Annotated in this window: 16 protein-coding genes, 1 pseudogene and 1 riboswitch; of the genes and pseudogenes, 7 read left to right on the top strand and 10 right to left on the bottom strand. The window is 75.2% G+C overall.

From position 1 onward, the window contains the following. Nucleotides 1–22 precede the first annotated feature (22 nt). Both RM780_RS24335 and RM780_RS24330 read right to left on the bottom strand, forming a co-directional pair. Nucleotides 23–1,111 (bottom strand): ABC transporter permease, encoded by a 1,089-nt coding sequence (locus RM780_RS24335; protein WP_311633031.1) that lies wholly within the window; start codon nucleotides 1,109–1,111, stop codon nucleotides 23–25. Continuing rightward, on the bottom strand, nucleotides 1,108–2,613 hold the full coding sequence (locus tag RM780_RS24330; protein WP_311633047.1) for a sugar ABC transporter ATP-binding protein: 1,506 nt from the start codon (nucleotides 2,611–2,613) through the stop codon (nucleotides 1,108–1,110). Before RM780_RS24330 ends, RM780_RS24335 begins: the two co-directional genes overlap by 4 nt. Before the next feature lie 239 nt (nucleotides 2,614–2,852). Here RM780_RS24330 and RM780_RS24325 point away from each other — a divergent pair, with 239 nt between their 5' ends. The 3 genes from RM780_RS24325 (at nucleotide 2,853) to RM780_RS24315 (ending at nucleotide 6,283) form a co-directional block, all read left to right on the top strand. Continuing rightward, nucleotides 2,853–4,106 carry an ROK family protein gene (locus RM780_RS24325; protein ID WP_311633030.1) on the top strand — a complete coding sequence of 418 codons (1,254 nt, stop codon included), beginning with the start codon at nucleotides 2,853–2,855 and terminating at the stop codon, nucleotides 4,104–4,106. A gap of 252 nt (nucleotides 4,107–4,358) precedes the next feature. Next, on the top strand, nucleotides 4,359–5,336 hold the full coding sequence (locus RM780_RS24320; RefSeq protein WP_311633029.1) for an Acg family FMN-binding oxidoreductase: 978 nt from the start codon (nucleotides 4,359–4,361) through the stop codon (nucleotides 5,334–5,336). A 48-nt stretch (nucleotides 5,337–5,384) separates the two neighbouring features. Beyond that, nucleotides 5,385–5,504, top strand: a riboswitch (SAM riboswitch). 125 nt (nucleotides 5,505–5,629) lie between these two features. After that, on the top strand, nucleotides 5,630–6,283 hold the full coding sequence (locus tag RM780_RS24315) for an MBL fold metallo-hydrolase (protein WP_311633028.1): 654 nt from the start codon (nucleotides 5,630–5,632) through the stop codon (nucleotides 6,281–6,283). A 19-nt stretch (nucleotides 6,284–6,302) separates the two neighbouring features. Here RM780_RS24315 and RM780_RS24310 read toward each other — a convergent pair whose 3' ends face one another. From RM780_RS24310 to RM780_RS24290, 5 genes are all read right to left on the bottom strand, one after another. Beyond that, nucleotides 6,303–8,330: an ATP-binding SpoIIE family protein phosphatase gene (locus RM780_RS24310; RefSeq protein WP_311633027.1), complete on the bottom strand. Its 2,028-nt coding sequence runs from the start codon at nucleotides 8,328–8,330 to the stop codon at nucleotides 6,303–6,305. Nucleotides 8,331–8,573: 243 nt separating this feature from the next. After that, the gene (locus tag RM780_RS24305) at nucleotides 8,574–9,683 is read right to left on the bottom strand and encodes a DUF6801 domain-containing protein (protein ID WP_311633026.1); all 1,110 of its coding nucleotides are present in this window, start codon (nucleotides 9,681–9,683) and stop codon (nucleotides 8,574–8,576) included. A 485-nt stretch (nucleotides 9,684–10,168) separates the two neighbouring features. Next, complete coding sequence (locus RM780_RS24300) at nucleotides 10,169–11,803, bottom strand: FAD-dependent oxidoreductase (protein ID WP_311633025.1); 1,635 nt, start codon at nucleotides 11,801–11,803, stop codon at nucleotides 10,169–10,171. Between the two features lie 92 nt (nucleotides 11,804–11,895). Beyond that, a complete protein-coding gene (locus RM780_RS24295) occupies nucleotides 11,896–12,804 on the bottom strand; it encodes an AurF N-oxygenase family protein (RefSeq protein WP_311633024.1) in 909 nt (302 codons plus the stop codon). Between the two features lie 138 nt (nucleotides 12,805–12,942). Next, entirely contained in the window at nucleotides 12,943–14,463 is a 1,521-nt protein-coding gene (locus RM780_RS24290; protein WP_311633023.1) for a carboxylesterase/lipase family protein, read from the bottom strand. 273 nt (nucleotides 14,464–14,736) lie between these two features. On the opposite strand from RM780_RS24290, the gene RM780_RS24285 reads away from it, so the two are divergent. Then, nucleotides 14,737–15,687, top strand: coding sequence for a radical SAM/SPASM domain-containing protein (locus RM780_RS24285; RefSeq protein ID WP_311633022.1), 951 nt, complete (start codon nucleotides 14,737–14,739; stop codon nucleotides 15,685–15,687). 64 nt (nucleotides 15,688–15,751) lie between these two features. Further along, entirely contained in the window at nucleotides 15,752–16,498 is a 747-nt protein-coding gene (locus RM780_RS24280; protein WP_311633021.1) for a hypothetical protein, read from the top strand. A gap of 32 nt (nucleotides 16,499–16,530) precedes the next feature. On the opposite strand, the gene RM780_RS24275 is transcribed toward RM780_RS24280, so the two are convergent. Both RM780_RS24275 and RM780_RS24270 read right to left on the bottom strand, forming a co-directional pair. After that, a complete protein-coding gene (locus tag RM780_RS24275; protein WP_311633020.1) occupies nucleotides 16,531–16,782 on the bottom strand; it encodes a hypothetical protein in 252 nt (83 codons plus the stop codon). A gap of 130 nt (nucleotides 16,783–16,912) precedes the next feature. Beyond that, the gene (locus RM780_RS24270) at nucleotides 16,913–17,194 is read right to left on the bottom strand and encodes a hypothetical protein (protein WP_311633019.1); all 282 of its coding nucleotides are present in this window, start codon (nucleotides 17,192–17,194) and stop codon (nucleotides 16,913–16,915) included. A gap of 112 nt (nucleotides 17,195–17,306) precedes the next feature. On the opposite strand from RM780_RS24270, the gene RM780_RS24265 reads away from it, so the two are divergent. Next, nucleotides 17,307–17,744, top strand: coding sequence for a DUF5753 domain-containing protein (locus RM780_RS24265; protein WP_311633018.1), 438 nt, complete (start codon nucleotides 17,307–17,309; stop codon nucleotides 17,742–17,744). Then, nucleotides 17,728–17,928, top strand: a complete 201-nt coding sequence (locus RM780_RS24260; protein WP_311633017.1) for a DUF397 domain-containing protein — start codon at nucleotides 17,728–17,730, stop codon at nucleotides 17,926–17,928. The genes RM780_RS24265 and RM780_RS24260 overlap by 17 nt, the downstream gene beginning before the upstream one ends. A 79-nt stretch (nucleotides 17,929–18,007) precedes the next feature. Here the strand turns inward: RM780_RS24260 and RM780_RS24255 are convergent. Then, nucleotides 18,008–18,119 (bottom strand): annotated as a pseudogene (locus RM780_RS24255) (transglycosylase SLT domain-containing protein); the annotation flags it as partial.

Below are 18,119 nucleotides of genomic sequence, written 5' to 3'. Positions count from 1 at the left end.
AAAGGAGAGAGGAGGGGGCCGGTCAGGGGCCGGAGCGGGCGGCGACGCGCTGCTGGAGCAGCACGGCGGCGACGATGATCGCGCCCTTGGCGACGGCCTGCGTGGAGGTGTCCAGGTTGTTGAGCGTGAACACGTTGGTGAGGGTGGTGAAGATCAGCACGCCGAAGACCGTGCCGAGGATCGTGCCCCGGCCGCCGCTCAGCAGCGTTCCGCCGATCACCACCGCGGCTATCGCGTCCAGCTCGTAGAGGTTGCCGTGCGTGGAGGTCCCGGCAGTGGTGCGGGCCAGCAGCATCACGGCGGCGATCCCGCAGGCCAGGCCGAGCAGGACGTAGAGCACGGCGGTGTGCCGCCGCACGTCGATGCCGGCCAGCCGGGCGGCCTCGGGGTTGCCGCCCACGGCGAGCGTGCGGCGGCCGAAGGTCGTGCGGTTGAGCAGCACCCAGCCCGCGGCGGCGGTCAGCGCGAAGATGATCACCAGGACGGGAACGCCCAGCACCTCGCCGCCGAAGAAGTCGACCAGGCCGGTCTGCGTGACGACCTGCGTGCGCTTGTCCGAGATGATCTCCGCCAGGCCGCGGGCCGCGGCGAGCATGGCGAGGGTGGCGATGAACGGGGCCATCCGCCCGTAGGCGATCAGCAGGCCGTTGACCAGGCCGCAGCCGACGCCCACCAGCAGCGCGGTGCTGACCATGACGGACCAGTGCAGGTCGGCGGCCGTGCTCTGGGTGGCGGCGGTGGTCGCCCACACCGAGGACAGGGCCACGATCGCGCCCACCGACAGGTCGATGCCGCCGCCGGTGATGACGAAGGTCATGCCCACGCTGACCACGCCGATCACGGAGGCCAGCCGAAGGATCGTCATCATGTTGTCGAAGGTGGTGAACCGGTCGCCCGCGGTCAGCGCCCCGATCGCGCACAGCAACGCCAGCGCGATCACCAGGCCCAGGGTCCGCCCGGCGGGGCCGGCCAGCAGGGCGCCGATCCGGCCGCCCGCCGCGCGCGGGCCGCCGGAAGAGCCGGGGGAGCCGGGGGAGCCGGGGGAAACGGCCGGGCGGGGCGCGGACTCGGGCGCGCCGCCCGGGAGTTCGGCATGGGTGCTCGCGCTCACGCCACATCACCTTCCATCACGAGGTCGAGCACCCGGTGCTCGTCGATTGCTTCGGCGGCGGCCTCGGAGACGATCCGCCCCTCGGAGATCACCAGCACCCGGTCCGAGAGCCCGATGACCTCCTCGATCTCGCTGGAGACCACGACCACCGCGATGTCCCGCCCGGCCAGCTCCCGGATCAGGGCGTAGATCTCGGCGCGGGCCCCGACGTCCACGCCGCGGGTCGGCTCGTCCAGCAGCAGCACCCGGCACTCCCGCAGCAGCCAGCGGGCCAGCACCACCTTCTGCTGGTTGCCGCCCGAGAGCGTGCCCACCGGCCGGTCCACCCCGGCGGGGCGGACGTCCAGCGCGGCGGTGTGCTCGGCGGCGGCCCGCCGCTCGCGTTCGGCGTCGAGGAAACCGGCGCGCGCGAAGCGGGACAGCGAGGGCAGCGAGACGTTCCGGTAGACCGGGTCGTTCCGCAGCAGGGCCTGGCTCTTGCGCTCCTCGGGGCAGAAGCCGACGCCCGCGGCCATCGCCGCGCCGACCCGGCCGGGCCGCAGCCGCCGCCCCGCGACGCGGACGGTGCCCGAGGAGGGGCGGCGCGCGCCGTAGACGGTCTCCAGGATCTCGGAACGGCCGGAGCCGACCAGCCCGGCCAGGCCCAGAATCTCGCCGGGCCGGACGTCGAAGGACACGTCGCGGAACTCGCCGCGGCGCGTGAGCCCTTCGACGCGCAGGACGGGCTCGGCGGGCGCGCCCGTTGCGGCCGAGTCGCCCCCGGGCGCGGCCCGGGGCGGGAAGACGTGGGTGAGGGAGCGGCCGGTCATCAGGCGGATGACCTCGGCGGCGGGCGTCGCGTCCACGGGCAGCCCGGAGGCCACGGTCCTGCCGTCCTTCAGCACCGTGATCCGGTCCCCGATCCGGCGGATCTCCTCCAGCCGGTGCGAGATGTAGACCAGCGCGATGCCCTGCGCGGCCAGATCCCCGATCACGGAGAAGAGGCGGCCCACCTCCTCCTGGCCCAGCACGGCGGAGGGCTCGTCCATCACGATCAGCCGGGCGTCGTAGGACAGGGCGCGGGCCAGGCTGACGATCTGCCGCCCGGCGGCCGGGAGGCGGCCCACCTCCCGCGCGGGGGACAGCTCGGGGTGCCCGAGCCGCCGCAGCAGGGCGGAGGCGGCGTCGTTCATCGCGGCCCGGGAGAGCAGGCCGAGGCGCGCCTTCTCGTGGCCGAGGTGGATGTTCTCCGCCACGGTCAGGCCGTCCACCAGGTCCAGCTCCTGGTAGAGGGTGGCGATGCCGTGGTCGAGCGCGGACTGCGGGCGGGGCAGGCGGACGGCCTCGCCCCGCCACAGGATGGTCCCGGCGTCGGGCTGGTGGGCCCCGGCCAGGACCTTGATCAGCGTGGACTTGCCGGCGCCGTTCTGGCCCAGCAGGCAGTGCACCTCGCCGGCCGCGACCTCCAGGTCGATGCCGTCGAGCGCGCGCACGCCGGGGAAGTGCTTGACGATGCCGCGCATCGCCAGCAGCGGCTCCCGGTCCCCCGTCGCCTGTGACGGGACGGACCCCTTCGGTTGGCCTGTCATGGCGGACAACGTAGGAGGGCTTTTGCCGGAGGTCAAGAGAAAGTGCGAACGCTTCCGGTGGAAGAGGTGGGGGGCGCGGGCGTAAGATCCGGGCGTTGTTATCGTTGACCGACGGTCAAGGCCGGACGTCACCGTCCACGTCACCGCCCGAACTCACCCCGGAAAGGCCCGCCATGGCGCCGACCGCCCCGACCCCCGCCGGTCCGGCCCCCGCAGGAGCGGCCCCCGGCGGGCCCGCCGCCGCACCGGCCGCCGGGCCCACGGCCGGCGCCGCGGCCCTGCTGCGGCTGCTGCGCGACGGGCGCCCGCGCACCCGCGCCGAGCTGGTCGCCGAGTCCGGGATGGGGCGCTCCACCGTGGCCGAGCGGATCGACACCCTCCAGGCCGCCGGGCTGGTCGCGCAGGCGGAGAACGCCCCCTCCACCGGCGGCCGTCCGCCCTCCGCCTTCGTCTTCAACCCCGCCGCCCGCGTGGTGCTGGCCGCCGACATCGGCGCCACGCACGCCAAGACCACCCTCACCGACCTCTCCGGCGCGGTGCTGGCCGAGGAGGACCTGCCGCTGGACGTGGCCTCGGGCCCCGAGGCCGTGCTGAAGCAGGTCTGCGGGTGCGGCGAGGTCCTGCTGGAACGCTCGGGCCGGGCGCGCGCGGACCTGCTCGGGGTCGGCCTGGGCCTGCCAGGACCGGTCGAGCACGCCTCGGGCCGGCCCACCAACCCGCCGATCATGCCCGGCTGGGACGGCTTCGACGTGCCGGCCTTCGTCCGCGAACGCCTGGACGCCCCCGTCCTGGTGGACAACGACGTCAACATCATGGCCCTGGGCGAGCACCGCACCCACTGGCCGTCCTGGCCGCACATGATCTTCGTCAAGGTCGCCACCGGCATCGGCAGCGGCCTGATAGCCGACGGGCGCCTGCACCGCGGCTCCCAGGGCGTGGCGGGCGACATGGGTCACGTGCAGCTCCCGCACGCCTCCGACGTGCCCTGCCGCTGCGGCAACCTCGGCTGCCTGGAGGCCGTGGCCAGCGGCGCCGCCCTGGCCGCCCGCCTCACCGGGATGGGCACCCCCGCCCGCACCAGCGCCGACGTCGTCGCGCTGGCCCGCAGCGGCTCGGTCCCCACCCTGAAGCTGGTCCGCGAGGCCGGCCGCCACATCGGCGAGGTGCTGGCCACCGCCGTCAGCTTCTTCAACCCCTCCGTCATCGTGATCGGCGGCGCGCTCTCCCTGGCCGGGGAGCACCTGATCGCCGGGGTCCGCGAGGTCGTCTACCGCCGCTCCCTGCCCCTGGCCACACAGGATCTGAGGATCGTGCAGTCCCGCGCGGGGGAGCGGGCCGGCGTCTCCGGCGCCGCCCTGATGGTCGTGGAGCACGCCTTCTCGCCCGAGCACCTTCCCGCCGCCCTGGCCGCGCCCGGCGCGGCCTGAGCCTGGGGGGCGGCGCGACGCACGCGCACCGCCCCCAGGCCGCCCGGATGCCGGAGCACCTGTGGCGGTTGCCCGCCCCCGGACGCAAGGTGAACGCGTGACTCCGCTCCCCCACCTCAAGGAGGGGGGCTTCCAACCCGGAGGTTGCGGTCCAGCCCGAACCGACCCCTCTCGGGGCGAGAGACAAATCACCAGTTCAGGGAAGCGATTCCCCCACCGGCTCAAGCCGGTGGTCTCCTCGCAAGGAGACAGATGGGAGATCCGGCACGGCGGGAGGCGGCCTACGCCCTCGTCGCGGCGGCGGTGCGCGCGCCGTCCTCGCACAACACCCAGCCCTGGGCGTTCCGCCGCGGCGCCGGAGCGCTCCTGCTGTACGCCGACCGCTCCCGCGGCCTGCCCGCCAACGACCCCCTCGGCCGCGAGCTGCACATCAGCTGCGGCGCGGCCCTGCTCAACCTCCGCCTGGCCGCCGCCCACCACGAGCTGACCGCCGACGTCGAGACGCTGCCCGACCCGGCCGACCCCGGCCTGCTGGCCCGCGTCACCCTCACCCCGGGCGCCGGGCCGCCCCCGGCCGAGGAGGAACGCCTGCACGCGGAGATCGGGCGCCGCCGCACCGTGCGTTCCCGCTTCGCCGCCCGGCCCGTCGCCGCTCCCGCGCTGGACCGGGCCGCGCGCGCCGCCGGGCGTGAGGGCGCCCGCCTGTTCCTCCTGCCCCCGGGCCCCGCCCGCCGCTCCGCCGCCGCGGCCGTGCGGGAGGGCGCCCGGCGGCAGTTCGGGGACCGGGCCTGGCGCCGGGAGCTGGCCTCCTGGATCCAGCCGCCCTCGGCGGGCGAGGGCCTGACCGTCCCCGCCCGCGCCGCCCCTGCCGCCCGCGCGCTGATCCGGGCCGCGAACCTGGGGCGCGCCGCCGGGAGACACGACGCCCGCCTGCTGCTGGCCGCGCCCGCCGCTGCCGTTCTCGCCACCGAGGAGGACGGGCGCGCCGCATGGCTGGCGGCGGGGCAGGCCCTCCAGCGGGCCCTGCTCAGCCTGGCCGCCGACGGCCTGGCCGCGGGCTTCGTCAACCAGCCCTGCCAGGTGGGTCCGCCCCTGCGCGGTCGCATCCGCGACGCGGCGCGCGGCGGCGCGGAGGGAGCCCACCCGCAGCTGCTGTTCCGCGTCGGCCACCCGGCGGCGCGCCCCGCGGACTCCCCGCGCCGCCTGGTCGCCGACGTCCTGCTGCCCTGAGGAACGCCCGGCCACCCGGCCGCGTGGCCCGTGGCCAGATCGGGCCACGGTCACGAGTGACAGCGATCGGGGCCCGGCCCCGCCGTCCGGCGACCCTCCTTTCGCGGGCGGGGTGCCCCGGGTGATGACCAGGCCGCAGACAACCGAAGTCTGCGGCAAGCGCGGCCTCCCGAGGTGAGTCCGTATGACGACGTGTGTCACGCCCCCCCCGGCCCGCCGGGGGCGGCCACCCCCCACGCGGGAACGCCCGGCCTGACGCGGACCGGGCGGCAACCGGGGTGAGAATGGCCCGCATGAAGATCACGCACTACGGGCACGCCTGTGTGCTCGCCGAGCTGGAGACGCCCGCCGGGCCGGCCCGCGTCCTCTTCGACCCCGGCGCCTACGACCAGGGGTTCGAGGAGCTGACCGGTCTCGACGCGGTCCTGATCACCCACGAGCACCCCGACCACCTCGACGCCGGGCGGCTGGCCGCGCTCCACCAGGCCAACCCCTCCGCCCGCGTCCTCGCCGGGCCCGGGGCCGCCGCCCGGCTCGCCGAGGCCGGCATCGCCCACGCCGAGCCGGCCGACGGCGCGAGGGTCACCGTGGCCGGGGCCGCCCCCGTGCGGGCCGTGGCGGGCGAGCACGCCGTCATCCACCCCGACCTGCCGTGCGTGCCCAACACCGGCTACCTGCTGGGGGATTCGCTCTACCACCCCGGCGACGCCTTCACCCTCCCGCCGGGCGAGGTGGACGTGCTGCTGCTGCCGACCGGCGGCCCTTGGATGAAGGCGTCCGAGGCCATCGACTTCCTGCGGGCCGTCGCCCCGCGCGTGGCCGTTCCCGTGCACCAGGCGGGCCTGGCGGACGTCCACCGGGACCTGCACTACCACCTCTTCCGCACCCTCGGCCCCCAGGGCACCGAGGTCCGCGTCCTCACGCCGGGCGTCGCCGCCGCGCTCTGACGCCGCCGGTTCCGCGTCCTCAGCCCGGCAGCAGCTGCTCGCTCCAGATGATCTTGCCGCCGCCCGCGTACCGGGCGCCCCAGCGGTGCGTCATCGCCGCGACCAGCTGGAGGCCGCGGCCCGTCTCGTCGAACAGCGAGGGGTGGCGGATGCGCGGCGTCGCCTCGCTGCCGTCCGACAGCTCGCAGGTCAGGGTCCGGCTGCGGATCAGCCGCAGCGTCAGGTGTCCCTCGGGGCCGCCGACGCCGGTCGCATAGCGCACGGCGTTCCCCGCCAGCTCGCTGACCACCAGCTGGGTCGACGTCACCAGGTCGTGCAGGCCCCAGGCGGTCAGCTGCTCCCGGACCAGGTCCCGGGCCCGGCCCGCCGCCACCGGTGCGTGCGGCAGCTCCCAGCGGGCGACGGCCCCGCGCGGCAGGCGGCGGGTCCGCACCGCGAGCACCGCCGTGGTGCCGTCCCGGCCCGGATGCGCGGGCAGCTCCGAGGCGGTCAGCGCGTCGCAGAGGCTGCCCAGCCAAACCGGGTCGCGCCGCTCGGCCGGCGCGGAGGCCGCCGCCGCGTGCCCCAGCACCTCCGCCAGCCGGGCGCGGCCGGAGCCGTCGGCCAGCAGGTTGGCGGTGCAGCACACCAGCACGCTGCCCTCGGGCAGGGTCAGTTCGCGGGTCTCGTACGGCAGCATCTCCGCGCCCAGCGGCGGCCCGCCGGGCATCGCGGGGAACTCCGTGCGCCCGTCCGGGTGCAGGACCGCCGGGCCCGGCTGACCCGCCCCGGCCAGGGTGCACACGCCGGTCGTCGGGTCGTACACCGCATACAGCACCGTGGCCGTCACCGTGCGGCCCAGGTCGGCGGTGATGTCGCTGACCGCGTCCCCGAGGTGGGCCAGCAGGTCGTCGGGCGGGTAGTCCAGCGCCGTCAGCGAGCGCACGGCCGTGCGCAGGCGGCCCATGATGATGGCCGAGTCCAGGCCGCTGCCGGGAACGTTGCCGATGACCAGGCCGACGCGGTCGGCGGAGAGCGGGACCACGTCGTACCAGGAGCCGCCCACCCCCTCCTCGCCCCCGGGCCGGTAGCGGGCGGCGGCGGTGAGCGCGGGCAGCTCCGGCAGGACCCGCGGCAGCAGGGCGTCCTGGAGCCGCTCGGCGCGGTCCCGCTCCGCCTCGAACAGCCGCGCCCGCTCCAGGGCTTGGGCGATCAGCCCGCTGAGGGCCAGCAGCAGGCCCCGGTCGTCCGCGGTGAACTCCTCGGCCTCGGGCCTGCTGAGCACGCAGGTGCCCACAACGTGCCCGCTGGCCTCCAGCGGCAGTACGGCCCAGGACCGCTGGCCCCCCGCGCGGACCGCCCCGGCCAGGTGCGGCCACCGGCGGCCGAACTCCTCCGGGTCGCTCAGGAACAGCGGCTCCCGCGCGTGGGCCGGGCCCGGCGCGCCCGAGGACTCCCAGCGCCGCAGCCGTTCGACGAACTCCCGCGGGTGCCCGGCCGTGCCCACCAGCACCGGAGCGCCGTCGCGCAGGGTGTGCACCACCAGGCCGTTGGCGCCGAAGGGCGGCAGCACCAGCCGCGCGACGGCGTCCACCACCTGCCCGGGGGTGAGGGCCTGGGCCAGCGCGGCGGTCAGCCGCTCCACCCGCCGGGCGCGGTCGGTGGCGGCCTGGCGGCCGAGCTGGCCCTCGGTGACGTCGGCCAGGACGACGACCAGGAGGCCGGGCGGCACGGGCATCATCCGCAGCCGGTACCAGCGCGTGCCGCCCTCGCCGTCGTGGCGCACGGTCTCCTCGGCGGGCTCGCCCTCGGCCACGACCTGTTCGAAGGTCGCGCGCAGCCCGTCCGGTCCCGGCATCGCCTCCCAGGGCGCGCCCTCCTGCCCCTCGCACCCCTCGCGCCGCCGGATCGCCTCGGCGGCGGGGTTGGCGTCCAGCACCCGCCAGGTGCGGGCGTCCAGCAGGAAGAACGCGTCCGGCAGGTGCTGGAGCACGGACACGGCGGTCGCCCCGTCGAGGTGGGGGGAGGGGGCCTCGGGGCGCGGCGGCCGTTCGCAGGGACCCGTCATGGGCGCACCTCCGCAGGCGAGGGGTCTCCAGCGTTCCCCCGCCGGGGGCGGGCCGCCAGCGGGGGCGGCCGTTCGTGTGTCCGCGCGGGCCGGCCGCGGGCGTTCACCCCGGGCGTTCACCCCGGGCGCTCGCCAGGGCGAACGTCCGAGGCGAACGTCCGGGGCGCGCGGAACCGCCCGGCGGTCTCCGGACGGGGGACCGGTGACCGCCGGGCGGTGGCGTGCGGGAGCGGTCCCGCGGCGTCAGCTGCCGCCGCGGATCACCTCGAACTCGGCCAGGACCGGGGCGAGCCCGTCGACCGGGGAGCAGGTGGTGCGGAAGGTCTCCAGCGGCCCGATGTCGCCGTCCGCCCGCCGCAGGGTGACGGTCAGCCGCAGCTCACCGGCGGACAGCTGGGCGGGGCCGGCGGTGGTGAAGCGCACGGACTCGGCGTCCACCGTCCCGGTGGTGACGAGCGGGGGGAACGGCAGGGCGAGGGAGGCGTTGATGCGGGCGAACTCGGAGGTGCCGACGAGGGTGCGGTCCTCGCCGCCGGGCCCGTCCACCGCGAGGTCGAACGCCCCGCTGCTGTCGATCACGGGGGTGCCGATGAGGGCGAACGCCTGGTGGATGTTGCCGGCGTACGTGACCGTGACGGGCGTGTCGAAGCTCACGTTCTGGCCGACCGAGACGGTGTCGGGCACCTGCGGGCGGAAGGCGACGGTCACCGGGCTCTCGCCGATGAGCGGGAAGAGGCAGGTGTAGGAGCCCAGGACCGTGCCGGGCGGCGGGCCGCCGGCCACGTCGAACTCCGCGAGGACCGCGTTCTGCCCCGGCGTGAGGACGCAGGAGGAGGTGAACGTGCCCAGGCCGGTGGGCGAGCCCGAGGCGTTGCGCGGCGTCAGGGTCAGGGACAGGTCGCCCGCCACCACGGAGGCCGGGCCGGGCTCGGGGATGGTCACCTCGTAGGAGCCGTCGACGGGCAGCACGAGGGGGGCGGTGGCCGAGGTGGGGACGGTGGGGTCCTCGGGGAAGGGCAGGGGGACCTCGAGCGGGATCTCCCCGCCGGCATGATGGACCGTCATCTGGGCGCGGACCGTGCCCTCGATGCTGGTCGCGCCGACCAGCCGCATGGCCTCGGCGGAGATGGGGGAGAGGTTCAGGACGCCCTCGACCCGGATCGTGGCCGGCTCGCCCGCGGTGATGTCCTCGGGGACGTTCACGTCGATGAGGGCGGTCGCGGGCTGGTTGCCCACCAGCGGCAGCGTGCAGGTGTACGCGAGCGGCTGGTCGGCGGGCTCCGCGTGGGCCGTGCCGGCGGCCAGCGGGAGCGTTGCGGAAGTGAGCAGGGCGGTGAAGAACAGCCCCAGCATGGCTCTGGGGGATCTGAATTTCCCTCGGTGGATGCGCATGAGCACCTTTCGTTCCCGATTCCGAAAAGGCCGTGCCCGTTCCCGAGCGGGTAGCGGGCAGGCCCCCATCGGCCCCGGTCCTGCCCCTCGCCCGAGGCCGCCTCGGTGGTGTCGCGCGTGCCGGAAGCCTCTTTCCGCACGTCAGGGGCGTGCGCCGGCTCCGGGGAGCGGTGTGCCCCGTCCGCGCGCGGGCGCGACGGAGTGGGCGCGGCCTCCCTACTGGACGTGCACAAGAAAAGTACGGGCGGCGTTTTCGGCGGGTCAAGACGCGGGCGGATGAAGGGTCAGCGCGGTTGCGGGCGGCCCTTTTTCTTGTCCCGCTCTGAGCAAAAGCTCGGTTTTCTCGGGACGTTGTGTGCACATCGAACTACAACCCCCCGCACGGCGAGCGCCGAGCGGCGGCGCTCCCGGCCCGGAAAGCGCCGCCGCGGCCCGTGGCCGGGCGCTCAGGCGCTGCCCGGCCGGCCGGCCGCCGCCAGGAGGTCGCCGGTGGTGGTGAGCTTGACCCGGGGCCGGCCCGTCCTGCGGCCGTTCTCCCGCTCGGTACGGTCGATGGCCTCCGCGCCGCGCCGCCCCAGCGCCGCGGGCTGCCGGTGGCGCACCAGGCGGCCGAACTCCCGCCCGCTGCCCTTCGGCCGCGGCAGCCGCCCGGCCTCCGCGTCCTCCAGCAGGGCCTCGACGGTCTCCGCGGCGCAGCGCCGGTTCGCCCCGATGCCGCCGCTGGGCCCGCGCTTGGTCCAGCCCACGACGTACAGCCCGGCGCGGGGCCGCGCGGAGCCGGGGTCCAGGACCCGGCCGCGGTCGTGGGGCACGGTCCCGGTCGCGGGGTCGAAGGGCAGGCCGGCCACGGGCCGCGCCCGGTAGCCGATGGCGCTGAGGACCAGCCCGGCCGGGACGGTCTCCTCGGTCCCCTCGCCCGGCCCCGTGACCCGCAGCCCCGTCACCCGCCCCGGGCCCGTGACCTCGGCGGGCGCGGTGAAGAACCGCAGCACGATCCGCCGCCCCTGAGGCGGAGGCGCCGCCCAGTCCACCGCCTCCAGGGGAACGCCCTCCAGCAGCGCCTTGGTCTCCGGGTCCGCCGCGATCTCCTCGCGCACCCCGGGCCGGTCGTCGATCACCAGCCGCACGCCCGGCAGGTGCTTGAGGGCGTGCAGTTCGGGGCGGGTGTAGGCGGCCTCGCGGGGGCCGCGGCGCCCGAGCAGCACGACCTCGCGCAGGGAACTGCCCTCCAGCGCGGCCAGCGCGCGGTCGGCGATGTCGGTGCGGGCCAGCGCCGCCGGGTCCAGGACCAGCAGGCGGGCCAGGTCCACCGCGACGTTGCCGTTGCCCACCACCACGGCCCGCTGGACGCCGTCGAGCGCCACGCCGGGCGAGTGCGCCTCGGGGTGGCCGTTGTACCAGGCGACGAAGCGGTCCGCGGTGGCCGAGCCCGGCAGGTTCTCGCCGGGGATGCCGAGCGAGCGGGAGGCGCCCGCGCCCACGGCGTAGACCACGGCGTGGTGGTGCGCGGCCAGCTCCTCGGGCGTCACGTGCGTGCCGACCTCGACGTTGAGGACCATCCGCAGCCGCGGGTGGCGGGAGAGGCGGGCGAAGGTGTCGCCGATCCGTTTGGTGTCCGGGTGGTCGGGGGCCACGCCGTAGCGCACCAGGCCGCCGGGCACCGGCAGCCGGTCCAGCATCGTCACCTCGGCGCCGGTCCTGCGCAGCAGCTCCTGGGCCGTGTAGTACGCCGCGGGTCCCGTGCCGACCACGGCGATCCGCAGCCCGGTGCCGCCGTCCGGCAGGGCCCGGGGGAACTCCACCGCGCCCCAGCTCTCCTCGGCCGGGCGGCCGGCGTAGTACCGCTCGGCCAGCTCGGCGTAGACGCGGTTGCCCGGGTCGAGCAGGTCGCCCGGCACGATGGCGTCCACGGGGCAGGCGTCCGTGCAGGCGCCGCAGTCGATGCAGGTGCGCGGGTCGATGTACAGCGTCTCCGTGGTCCCGAAGTCCGGCTCGCCGGGCGCCGGGTGGATGCAGTTCACGGGGCAGACCGAGACGCAGGAGGCGTCGTTGCAGCAGGTCTGCGTGATCGCGTAGGCCATGGTGGTCGGGCGTCCTTCTCGGGTGCCGGCTTCTCGGGGGCCGGGCGGGGCCGTTGCCGCCGGGGCGGTGCGGCAACGGCCGTCGGCGGTCGTCAGATGAGGTTGATGCGCCGGTAGAGCGCCATGGCAGGGCGGGTCAACAGCCCGACCTCGCCCAGGAAGGCCACGAGGTTGGCCGCGCCGGAGCGCATCATCGCCTTGTGGTGCTCGTTCCCGCGGGCCGCGCGCACGGCCTCGTCGGCGTCGAGCCCGGCCGCGGTGTAGACGTCCTTGTTGACCATGCTGGTCACGATGAAGTAGGCGACCACGGCGACGCTCAGCGCGCTGGCCTGGACGCGGGCCCGGCCGGCGCCGTCCAGCCGCTTGCGGACCTCGGCGCGGGCGAACCGCATGTGCCGCGACTCCTCGACCACGTGGATGTGGCTGGTGGTGCGCACCAGGGGCAGGACGTTCTCCCCGCGCATGGCGTCGCGCTGCATGAGGTCCAGGACCTCCTCGGCGACCAGGATGGAGGCGTAGGCGACCTCGGCCACGGCCACGGTCTTGAAGATCCGGCCCAGCTCCCGCACGGTCAGCGGCGGGGTGTAGGCGGTGGCGCCCATCTTGGCGCAGGCGCGGGCGAACATGATCGAGTGCCGGCACTCGTCGGCGATCTCGGTCAGCGCGAACTGGAACTCGGCGGTGGAGGGGTCCTTCGCGTACTGCTCGCGGAGCACCATCTGCTGGAGGATCATCTCGAACCAGATGCCGGTGCTCATGATCGAGCACACCTCGTGCCGGGTGAGCAGGACCCGCTGCTCCTCGGACATCCGCTCCCACAGGGGCGTGCCGTAGAGGGTGCTCCACTCGGGGTTGAGCCCGTGGTGCGCCGGGTCGAGGGGGGCGTCCCAGTCGACCTCGGTCGCCGGGTCGAACGACAGCCTCGCCGAGGACTCCAGAAGCCGGCGCGCCACGTCCTCCGCCTCGTCGGCGCTCCTGCTGCCCGCCACCGTGCTGCTCATGATCGCTCCCTTCGACAACGCCGTCGCTCTTGTTGACATTCAATCTAACAGCGCGCGGCGTGGCTCGGTAGAGCCTCGGGGCAGAAGGTTTGCGAAGAGATTCCGGGCACGTTGCGACGCGTTGCCGCGCCCGCGCCCTCAGCGGTGGTGCTCGTAGTCGCCCCAGGCCGCGCGGCGGGAGGCGCCGGGGTCGTGGGCGAGGCGGGGGCGGGCGTCGATGACCAGGACATTCCGGGCGGGCGGGGCGTAGGCGGGCCACTCGGGGCCGGGGTGCCCCTCGCGGGCGAAGGCCGACCAGTGGCGTTGAACGTCCCGGGTGACCGCGCGCAGCGCGGCCCGGCCGCCCAGGGCGGTCGCCGCGCGGCCCGCGGGAGTGTCGGCCGCGCCGAAGACGGCCAGCAGCTCGGTGCCGTGGGTGGCGCCCAGGCCCGCCAGGCGCAGCAGGCGCGGCGCGAAGTCGTAGCGGTAGACGAACACGGGGGAGTGGCGGGCGTGGCCCTCGGCGCAGCGCAGCGCCGGCTCCCAGAAGACCACGTCCCCGCCCAGCTCGACCGCCGCCCGGCGGCCCGGCCAGCCCGGATAGGCGGCCAGGATGCGGTCGCGCACGTCCGCGCCCGTGGCCGCGAACATACCCTCGATCCGGGCCCTGCTGGTGGGGATGACGTCGAAGACCAGCGGGAACAGGCGCCCCTCGGCGGCCGTGGTGCCGATCAGCAGGGGCACGGGGTGCGTGGCCCCGGCCGCGAAGGCGTCCAGCGGGTGGGCCGGCAGCAGGCCCGTGCCGAAGACGGGGGCGGTGGCCCGGCTGCCGGGCTCGGCGTCCACGTTCCTGGTGGTCAGCTCGTGCGCCGCCGCCACCAGGGCCCCCGCCGGGGCCTCGCGCAACGCCCGCGCCGCGGCCGTCGGCTCGCAGCGGGCCACGGCCTCGTCCCCCAGGTCGCGCCCGAGGATGCGCAGGAACTGCCGCGCCCAGCCCTGCGCCCGCTCCACGCCGTACGCCGAGGCCGCGGGCGGGCTCTGCGCCAGCGCCCGGTGGAACAGGCCGCGGGCGCGCGGCACGCACATCAGGGTGGTGACCGCGTTCCCCCCGGCCGACTGCCCGGCCAGCGTCACCCGGTCCGGGTCGCCGCCGAAGGCCGCGATGTTCCGCCGCACCCACTCCAGCGCGGCGAGCTGGTCCCGCAGGCCCGGGTTGTCCTCGAACGGCGCGCCCGGCGTGGAGAACTCCCGGAAGTCGAAGTAACCCAGGGCGCCCAGGCGGTAGTTGATCGACACGTACACCAGGTCGCCCTCGCGCACCAGCCGCTCCCCGCCGTACAGGGGCTGCGCCGAGGAGCCGCCGGTGTAGCCGCCGCCGTGCACGAAGACCAGCACCGGGCGGGGCCGCGCGGCCTCGGCGGCCGGCGCGAGGACGTTCAGCGTCAGGCAGTCCTCGGCCGCCCGGCGCACCCGGCGCTGCGGCGCGGCCGGCCCGAACGCGGCGGCCTCCCGCACCCCGGCCCAGGGCGTCACCGGCTCCGGCGCCCGGAAGCGCAGCGCGCCCGTGGGCGGCGCGGCGTACGGGATCCCGCGCCAGGCCCGCAGCCCGCGCCACCACCGCCCGCGCACGACGCCCTCGGCCGTGGCCGCCTCGGGCGGCCCCTGCTGTGGGCGGGTCACGGCGCGGTCCCTGCGGCGGTGCGCGGCCTGGCGGCGCGGCCGTCCATGCTGCCTCCCGGGTCCGCGGCGGGGGAACGTCCGGAGTGACGCCCGTCCCGGACGGTACCGCTCGCCGGGCCGGGCGCCTTCGCCGCCCCTGGGGAGCGCAGCAGCGGGTGGCGCGGCCGACTGGACCTGAACGCGCGGTGGCCTTGTCCACGTGCGCGTACAGGTCGCGCCTGAAGGGTAGCCGTCTGTAGCCGTGTCGGTGTTCGGCCAGAAGGGGATGCGTCCGTGGGAACGGTTCAAGCGCCACCGTCGAAGTGGTCAGGTCTGCTGTGGCTCGATCTCACCCGGAAGTGCCAGCTCGCCTGCCGGCACTGCTACAACGACTCCGGGCCCGACGGCGCGCACGGGACCATGACGCGTGAGGGCTGGCTGAGTGTGCTGGACCAGGCCGCCGCTTGCGGTGTGCGCACGGTGCAACTCATCGGGGGCGAGCCGACCCTTCACCCCGACGCCGCCGCGCTGGCGGAGCACGCGCTGAACCGGGGGCTGACGGTCGAGATTTTCAGCAACCTCGTGCACGTCTCGCCTCGGTGGTGGACGTTATTCCGGCGCGAGGGCGTCGAGGTCGCCACGTCCTACTACTCGGACCGGGCCGAGGAGCACGACGCGATGACGGCTCGCCGCAGCCACGCCAGGACCCGCGCCAACATCGCCAAAGCGGTCCAGCTCGGGGTCACCTTGCGCGTGGGCATCATCGGTGACGCCCAGCAACGCATCGCCGCAGCCTCGGAGGATCTTCGGGATCTTGGCGTGACGAGCATCGGCTCCGACCACGTCCGCCCCTTCGGGCGCGGCGGGCACAACCAGGCCCCGGACCCGGCCGGCCTGTGCGGCCGGTGCGGCAGCGGCAGGGCTTCCGTCGGGCCCGACGGCGAGGTCTCTCCCTGCGTCTTCTCCGGCTGGCTGGGCGTCGGCAACGTTCGGGACACCCCGCTGGCCACTATCCTCGGCGGCACCGCGATGGTCGAGGCCAACGCCGCCATCCGCGGCGCAACCCGCACACCCGACTGCTCACCGACCAACTGCCAGCCCAAGGGCTGCTATCCCCGTCAGACGCCCTGCGGCCCTGCTCAGACCCCCTGCGCACCCAAGGGGGACTTCCCCCCGCCGTGTAACCCCGACAACCAGGAGTGCCGCCTCGGGACCCCGGGGACTATATGCGGCCCCCGGAGATGATGAATCCATGAGCCTCAGCCTTCCCGCCGGTTTGCCAGCGTTGATCCATCCGCACACCGGAGACTTGACCGAGGTATCGCCTCCTGTCGCGCCCGGGTACGGCTCGGACCTCACCGTCCTGGTCACCTGCGAGAAGGGGCGGTTCTTCGTCAAGGGCATGCGCAACCGGCCCGGAGGCCGTCTCGACTCCCTCCGTCGTGAGCAGGCGATCAACTCCTCCGTGCGGTCGGTCGCCCCGGCGCTGCTGTGGGCGGCCGAGGATGAAGAGTGGTCGGTCCTGGGATTCGAGGCGGTCGGCGGGCGGGCCTCGGATTTCACGCCGGAGTCGCCGGACCTCGGGCCGATCGTCGCGCTGCTCAACCGGATCGGGGATCTGGCCCTGCCCGACGTCGCCCGGCCCTGGACCGAGACCCGCTGGGACCGGTTCACGGCCGACCGGACCGAAGCGGAGCTGCTCCGGGGCGACGCGCTGCTCTACACGGATGTCAATGAGCACAACCTGATGATCGACGGCGACCGCATGTGGGCCGTGGACTGGTCGTGGCCGACCAGGGGCGCGGCGTTCATCGACCCCGCCTGCCTCGTCGTGCAACTCGTCGCCTCGGGGCACAGTCCCGAGGCCGCCGAGTCCTGGGCGGCCCGGTGCGGGGCCTGGGAGCGCGCCGACCCGAGGGCCATCGACGCCTTCGCCGCCGCTGATACCCGCCTACACTGGACCAGGGCCTTCCGGCAGCCCGGGGAGACCTGGCTCAAGGCGATGGCCGAGGCGGCTGAGTCGTGGGCCAACTATCGCGGAGTGACGGTGCTGTAGGCGGCCCGGCTGAACGGCCGGGAGTCGGCCGTTCAGCCGGGGACCCCGCTCGTGCGGCGGCTGACCCAGAACACGGTGTAGGGGCGGATCAGCATCCGCTCGCCGTTCGCGAACTCCAGCCACTTGCAGCCGCCGGGCGCCCCCGTGATGTCGCGGACCGTCCAGACCATCCCGCCCACCAGCAGCTCGTCGCCCCGCAGCACGGACCGGGCATCGGCGGTGACACTGACGACCACGGCCCCCCGCGGCCGGGGTGCGGCCCGGCGGCCCGGCCTCTCACTCACGCTCATCTCTCCTTCTTCCTCTTCTACGAGGCCCCGGGCAGCACGGACGCCAGCACCGCGCCGAGGCAGAACGCCAGTCCGAGCGCCAGCAGGGGAACGGCGGCGCGTGCCAGCCGCTCCCGCGCCGCGCTCACCGCCACACGCGGACGGGAGACGGCTCGATGGCGCGGCACGCCGACACCCCTCCCTCCGTCTCCGACGCGAGCAGCACGGCCGGGTCCGGCCAGCCGACGAGGGGCGTGAGGTCGCTCACCAACCGCTGCGTCTCCGCCGGGCACAACGCGATATTCGTGTCCACCATGGCGAGTTGCGGAGCGCGGTGCAGTCCGTAGACCGCCACCGGGATGTGGATCATTCCCGCCCCGGCTGCGAACGGGCCGCGATTCGTGATCAGTTGCACCTGAAGGGCCATGCGGATTCCTTCCAACAAGGAGGCAGGGGAGGCGAAACCGGGCCTGCGGAGCGTGCTGTGACCGCTACGCCCGGCGACCGTTATCGGCTAGCCTGCAACCGGCGGAAATGCCTTGCAAGACTCCAGGGGGCAGTGCCTGCTCACTCGCGTCACCGACCCGCCGACGCTGCGGGCGGCCATCGGCGAGGCCATACTGCGTCGGCCCCTCGGCGGCCCCAAGGAGATGGCGGCCCAGCTCGCGCACCTCGTGTACGTCTCGGAGCTGCCGAACCTCGACCTCCGGGGCGTGCCGTTCGCCGCCGGCCCGCACCCAGGGATCCTGACCGGTCCCTCCAGTATTCCTCGGTTCCCCCTTTCGGGGGACGGGACCGAGGCAGAACCCCCTACCGTCTACGCTGACGGATTCACGGGGGGTCTGTACCTGGACAAGCCGAACGAAGTGCAGCGCTTCGACGCGGCGTTCCAGGAGATCTGGCAGGCATCGCTGGACGAGCAGGCGTCGCGGCGTCTGCTCGCGGAGGTAGCAGGGAGCTATGAACGACAAGGCTGAGGCACTGAGCTGGCGGAAGTCGAGCTACAGCAACGGGGACGGCAACTGCGTCGAGGTGGCGGACGGCGTGCCGGAGGTCGTGCCGGTGCGTGACAGCAAGAATCCGGGTGGGCCCGCGCTGGCCGTTCCGGCCGGGGCGTGGGCCGCGTTCGTCACCTCGCTCCGGGGTGACGGGCGCGGCTGAACGCCGCATGACGACGAACGCGCCCCCCGGGCGGCAATCAGCCGCCCGGGGGGCGCGTTCCTCCTGGGGCTCGGCCGGGTCAGTAGGCGCTGTTGACGTTGTCCATGGAGCCGTAGCGGTCGGCGGCGTAGTTGCAGGCGGCGACGATGTTGGCGACGGGGTCGAAGGGGTCTTCGGGGGTGCCTTCGACG

Origin of the sequence: Streptomyces boetiae (assembly GCF_031845405.1) — a bacterium.
In the GTDB taxonomy this organism is placed as follows: domain Bacteria; phylum Actinomycetota; class Actinomycetes; order Streptomycetales; family Streptomycetaceae; genus Streptomyces; species Streptomyces boetiae.
Note: the sequence above shows the minus strand (reverse complement) of the source record. Positions and strands in the feature narration are given on the sequence as shown.

Excerpts from the sequence above, each read along its gene's own strand:
- RM780_RS24325 (WP_311633030.1), top strand. The coding sequence starts at position 2,853 with ATGGCGCCGACCGCCCCGACCCCCGCCGGTCCGGCCCCCGCAGGAGCG.
- RM780_RS24320 (WP_311633029.1), top strand. The coding sequence starts at position 4,359 with ATGGGAGATCCGGCACGGCGGGAGGCGGCCTACGCCCTCGTCGCGGCG.
- RM780_RS24330 (WP_311633047.1), bottom strand. The coding sequence starts at position 2,613 with ATGCGCGGCATCGTCAAGCACTTCCCCGGCGTGCGCGCGCTCGACGGC.
- RM780_RS24310 (WP_311633027.1), bottom strand. The coding sequence starts at position 8,330 with ATGACGGGTCCCTGCGAACGGCCGCCGCGCCCCGAGGCCCCCTCCCCC.
- RM780_RS24300 (WP_311633025.1), bottom strand. The coding sequence starts at position 11,803 with ATGGCCTACGCGATCACGCAGACCTGCTGCAACGACGCCTCCTGCGTC.
- RM780_RS24295 (WP_311633024.1), bottom strand. The coding sequence starts at position 12,804 with ATGAGCAGCACGGTGGCGGGCAGCAGGAGCGCCGACGAGGCGGAGGAC.
- RM780_RS24270 (WP_311633019.1), bottom strand. The coding sequence starts at position 17,194 with ATGGCCCTTCAGGTGCAACTGATCACGAATCGCGGCCCGTTCGCAGCC.
- RM780_RS24305 (WP_311633026.1), bottom strand. The coding sequence starts at position 9,683 with ATGCTGGGGCTGTTCTTCACCGCCCTGCTCACTTCCGCAACGCTCCCG.
- RM780_RS24315 (WP_311633028.1), top strand. The coding sequence starts at position 5,630 with ATGAAGATCACGCACTACGGGCACGCCTGTGTGCTCGCCGAGCTGGAG.
- RM780_RS24260 (WP_311633017.1), top strand. The coding sequence starts at position 17,728 with ATGAACGACAAGGCTGAGGCACTGAGCTGGCGGAAGTCGAGCTACAGC.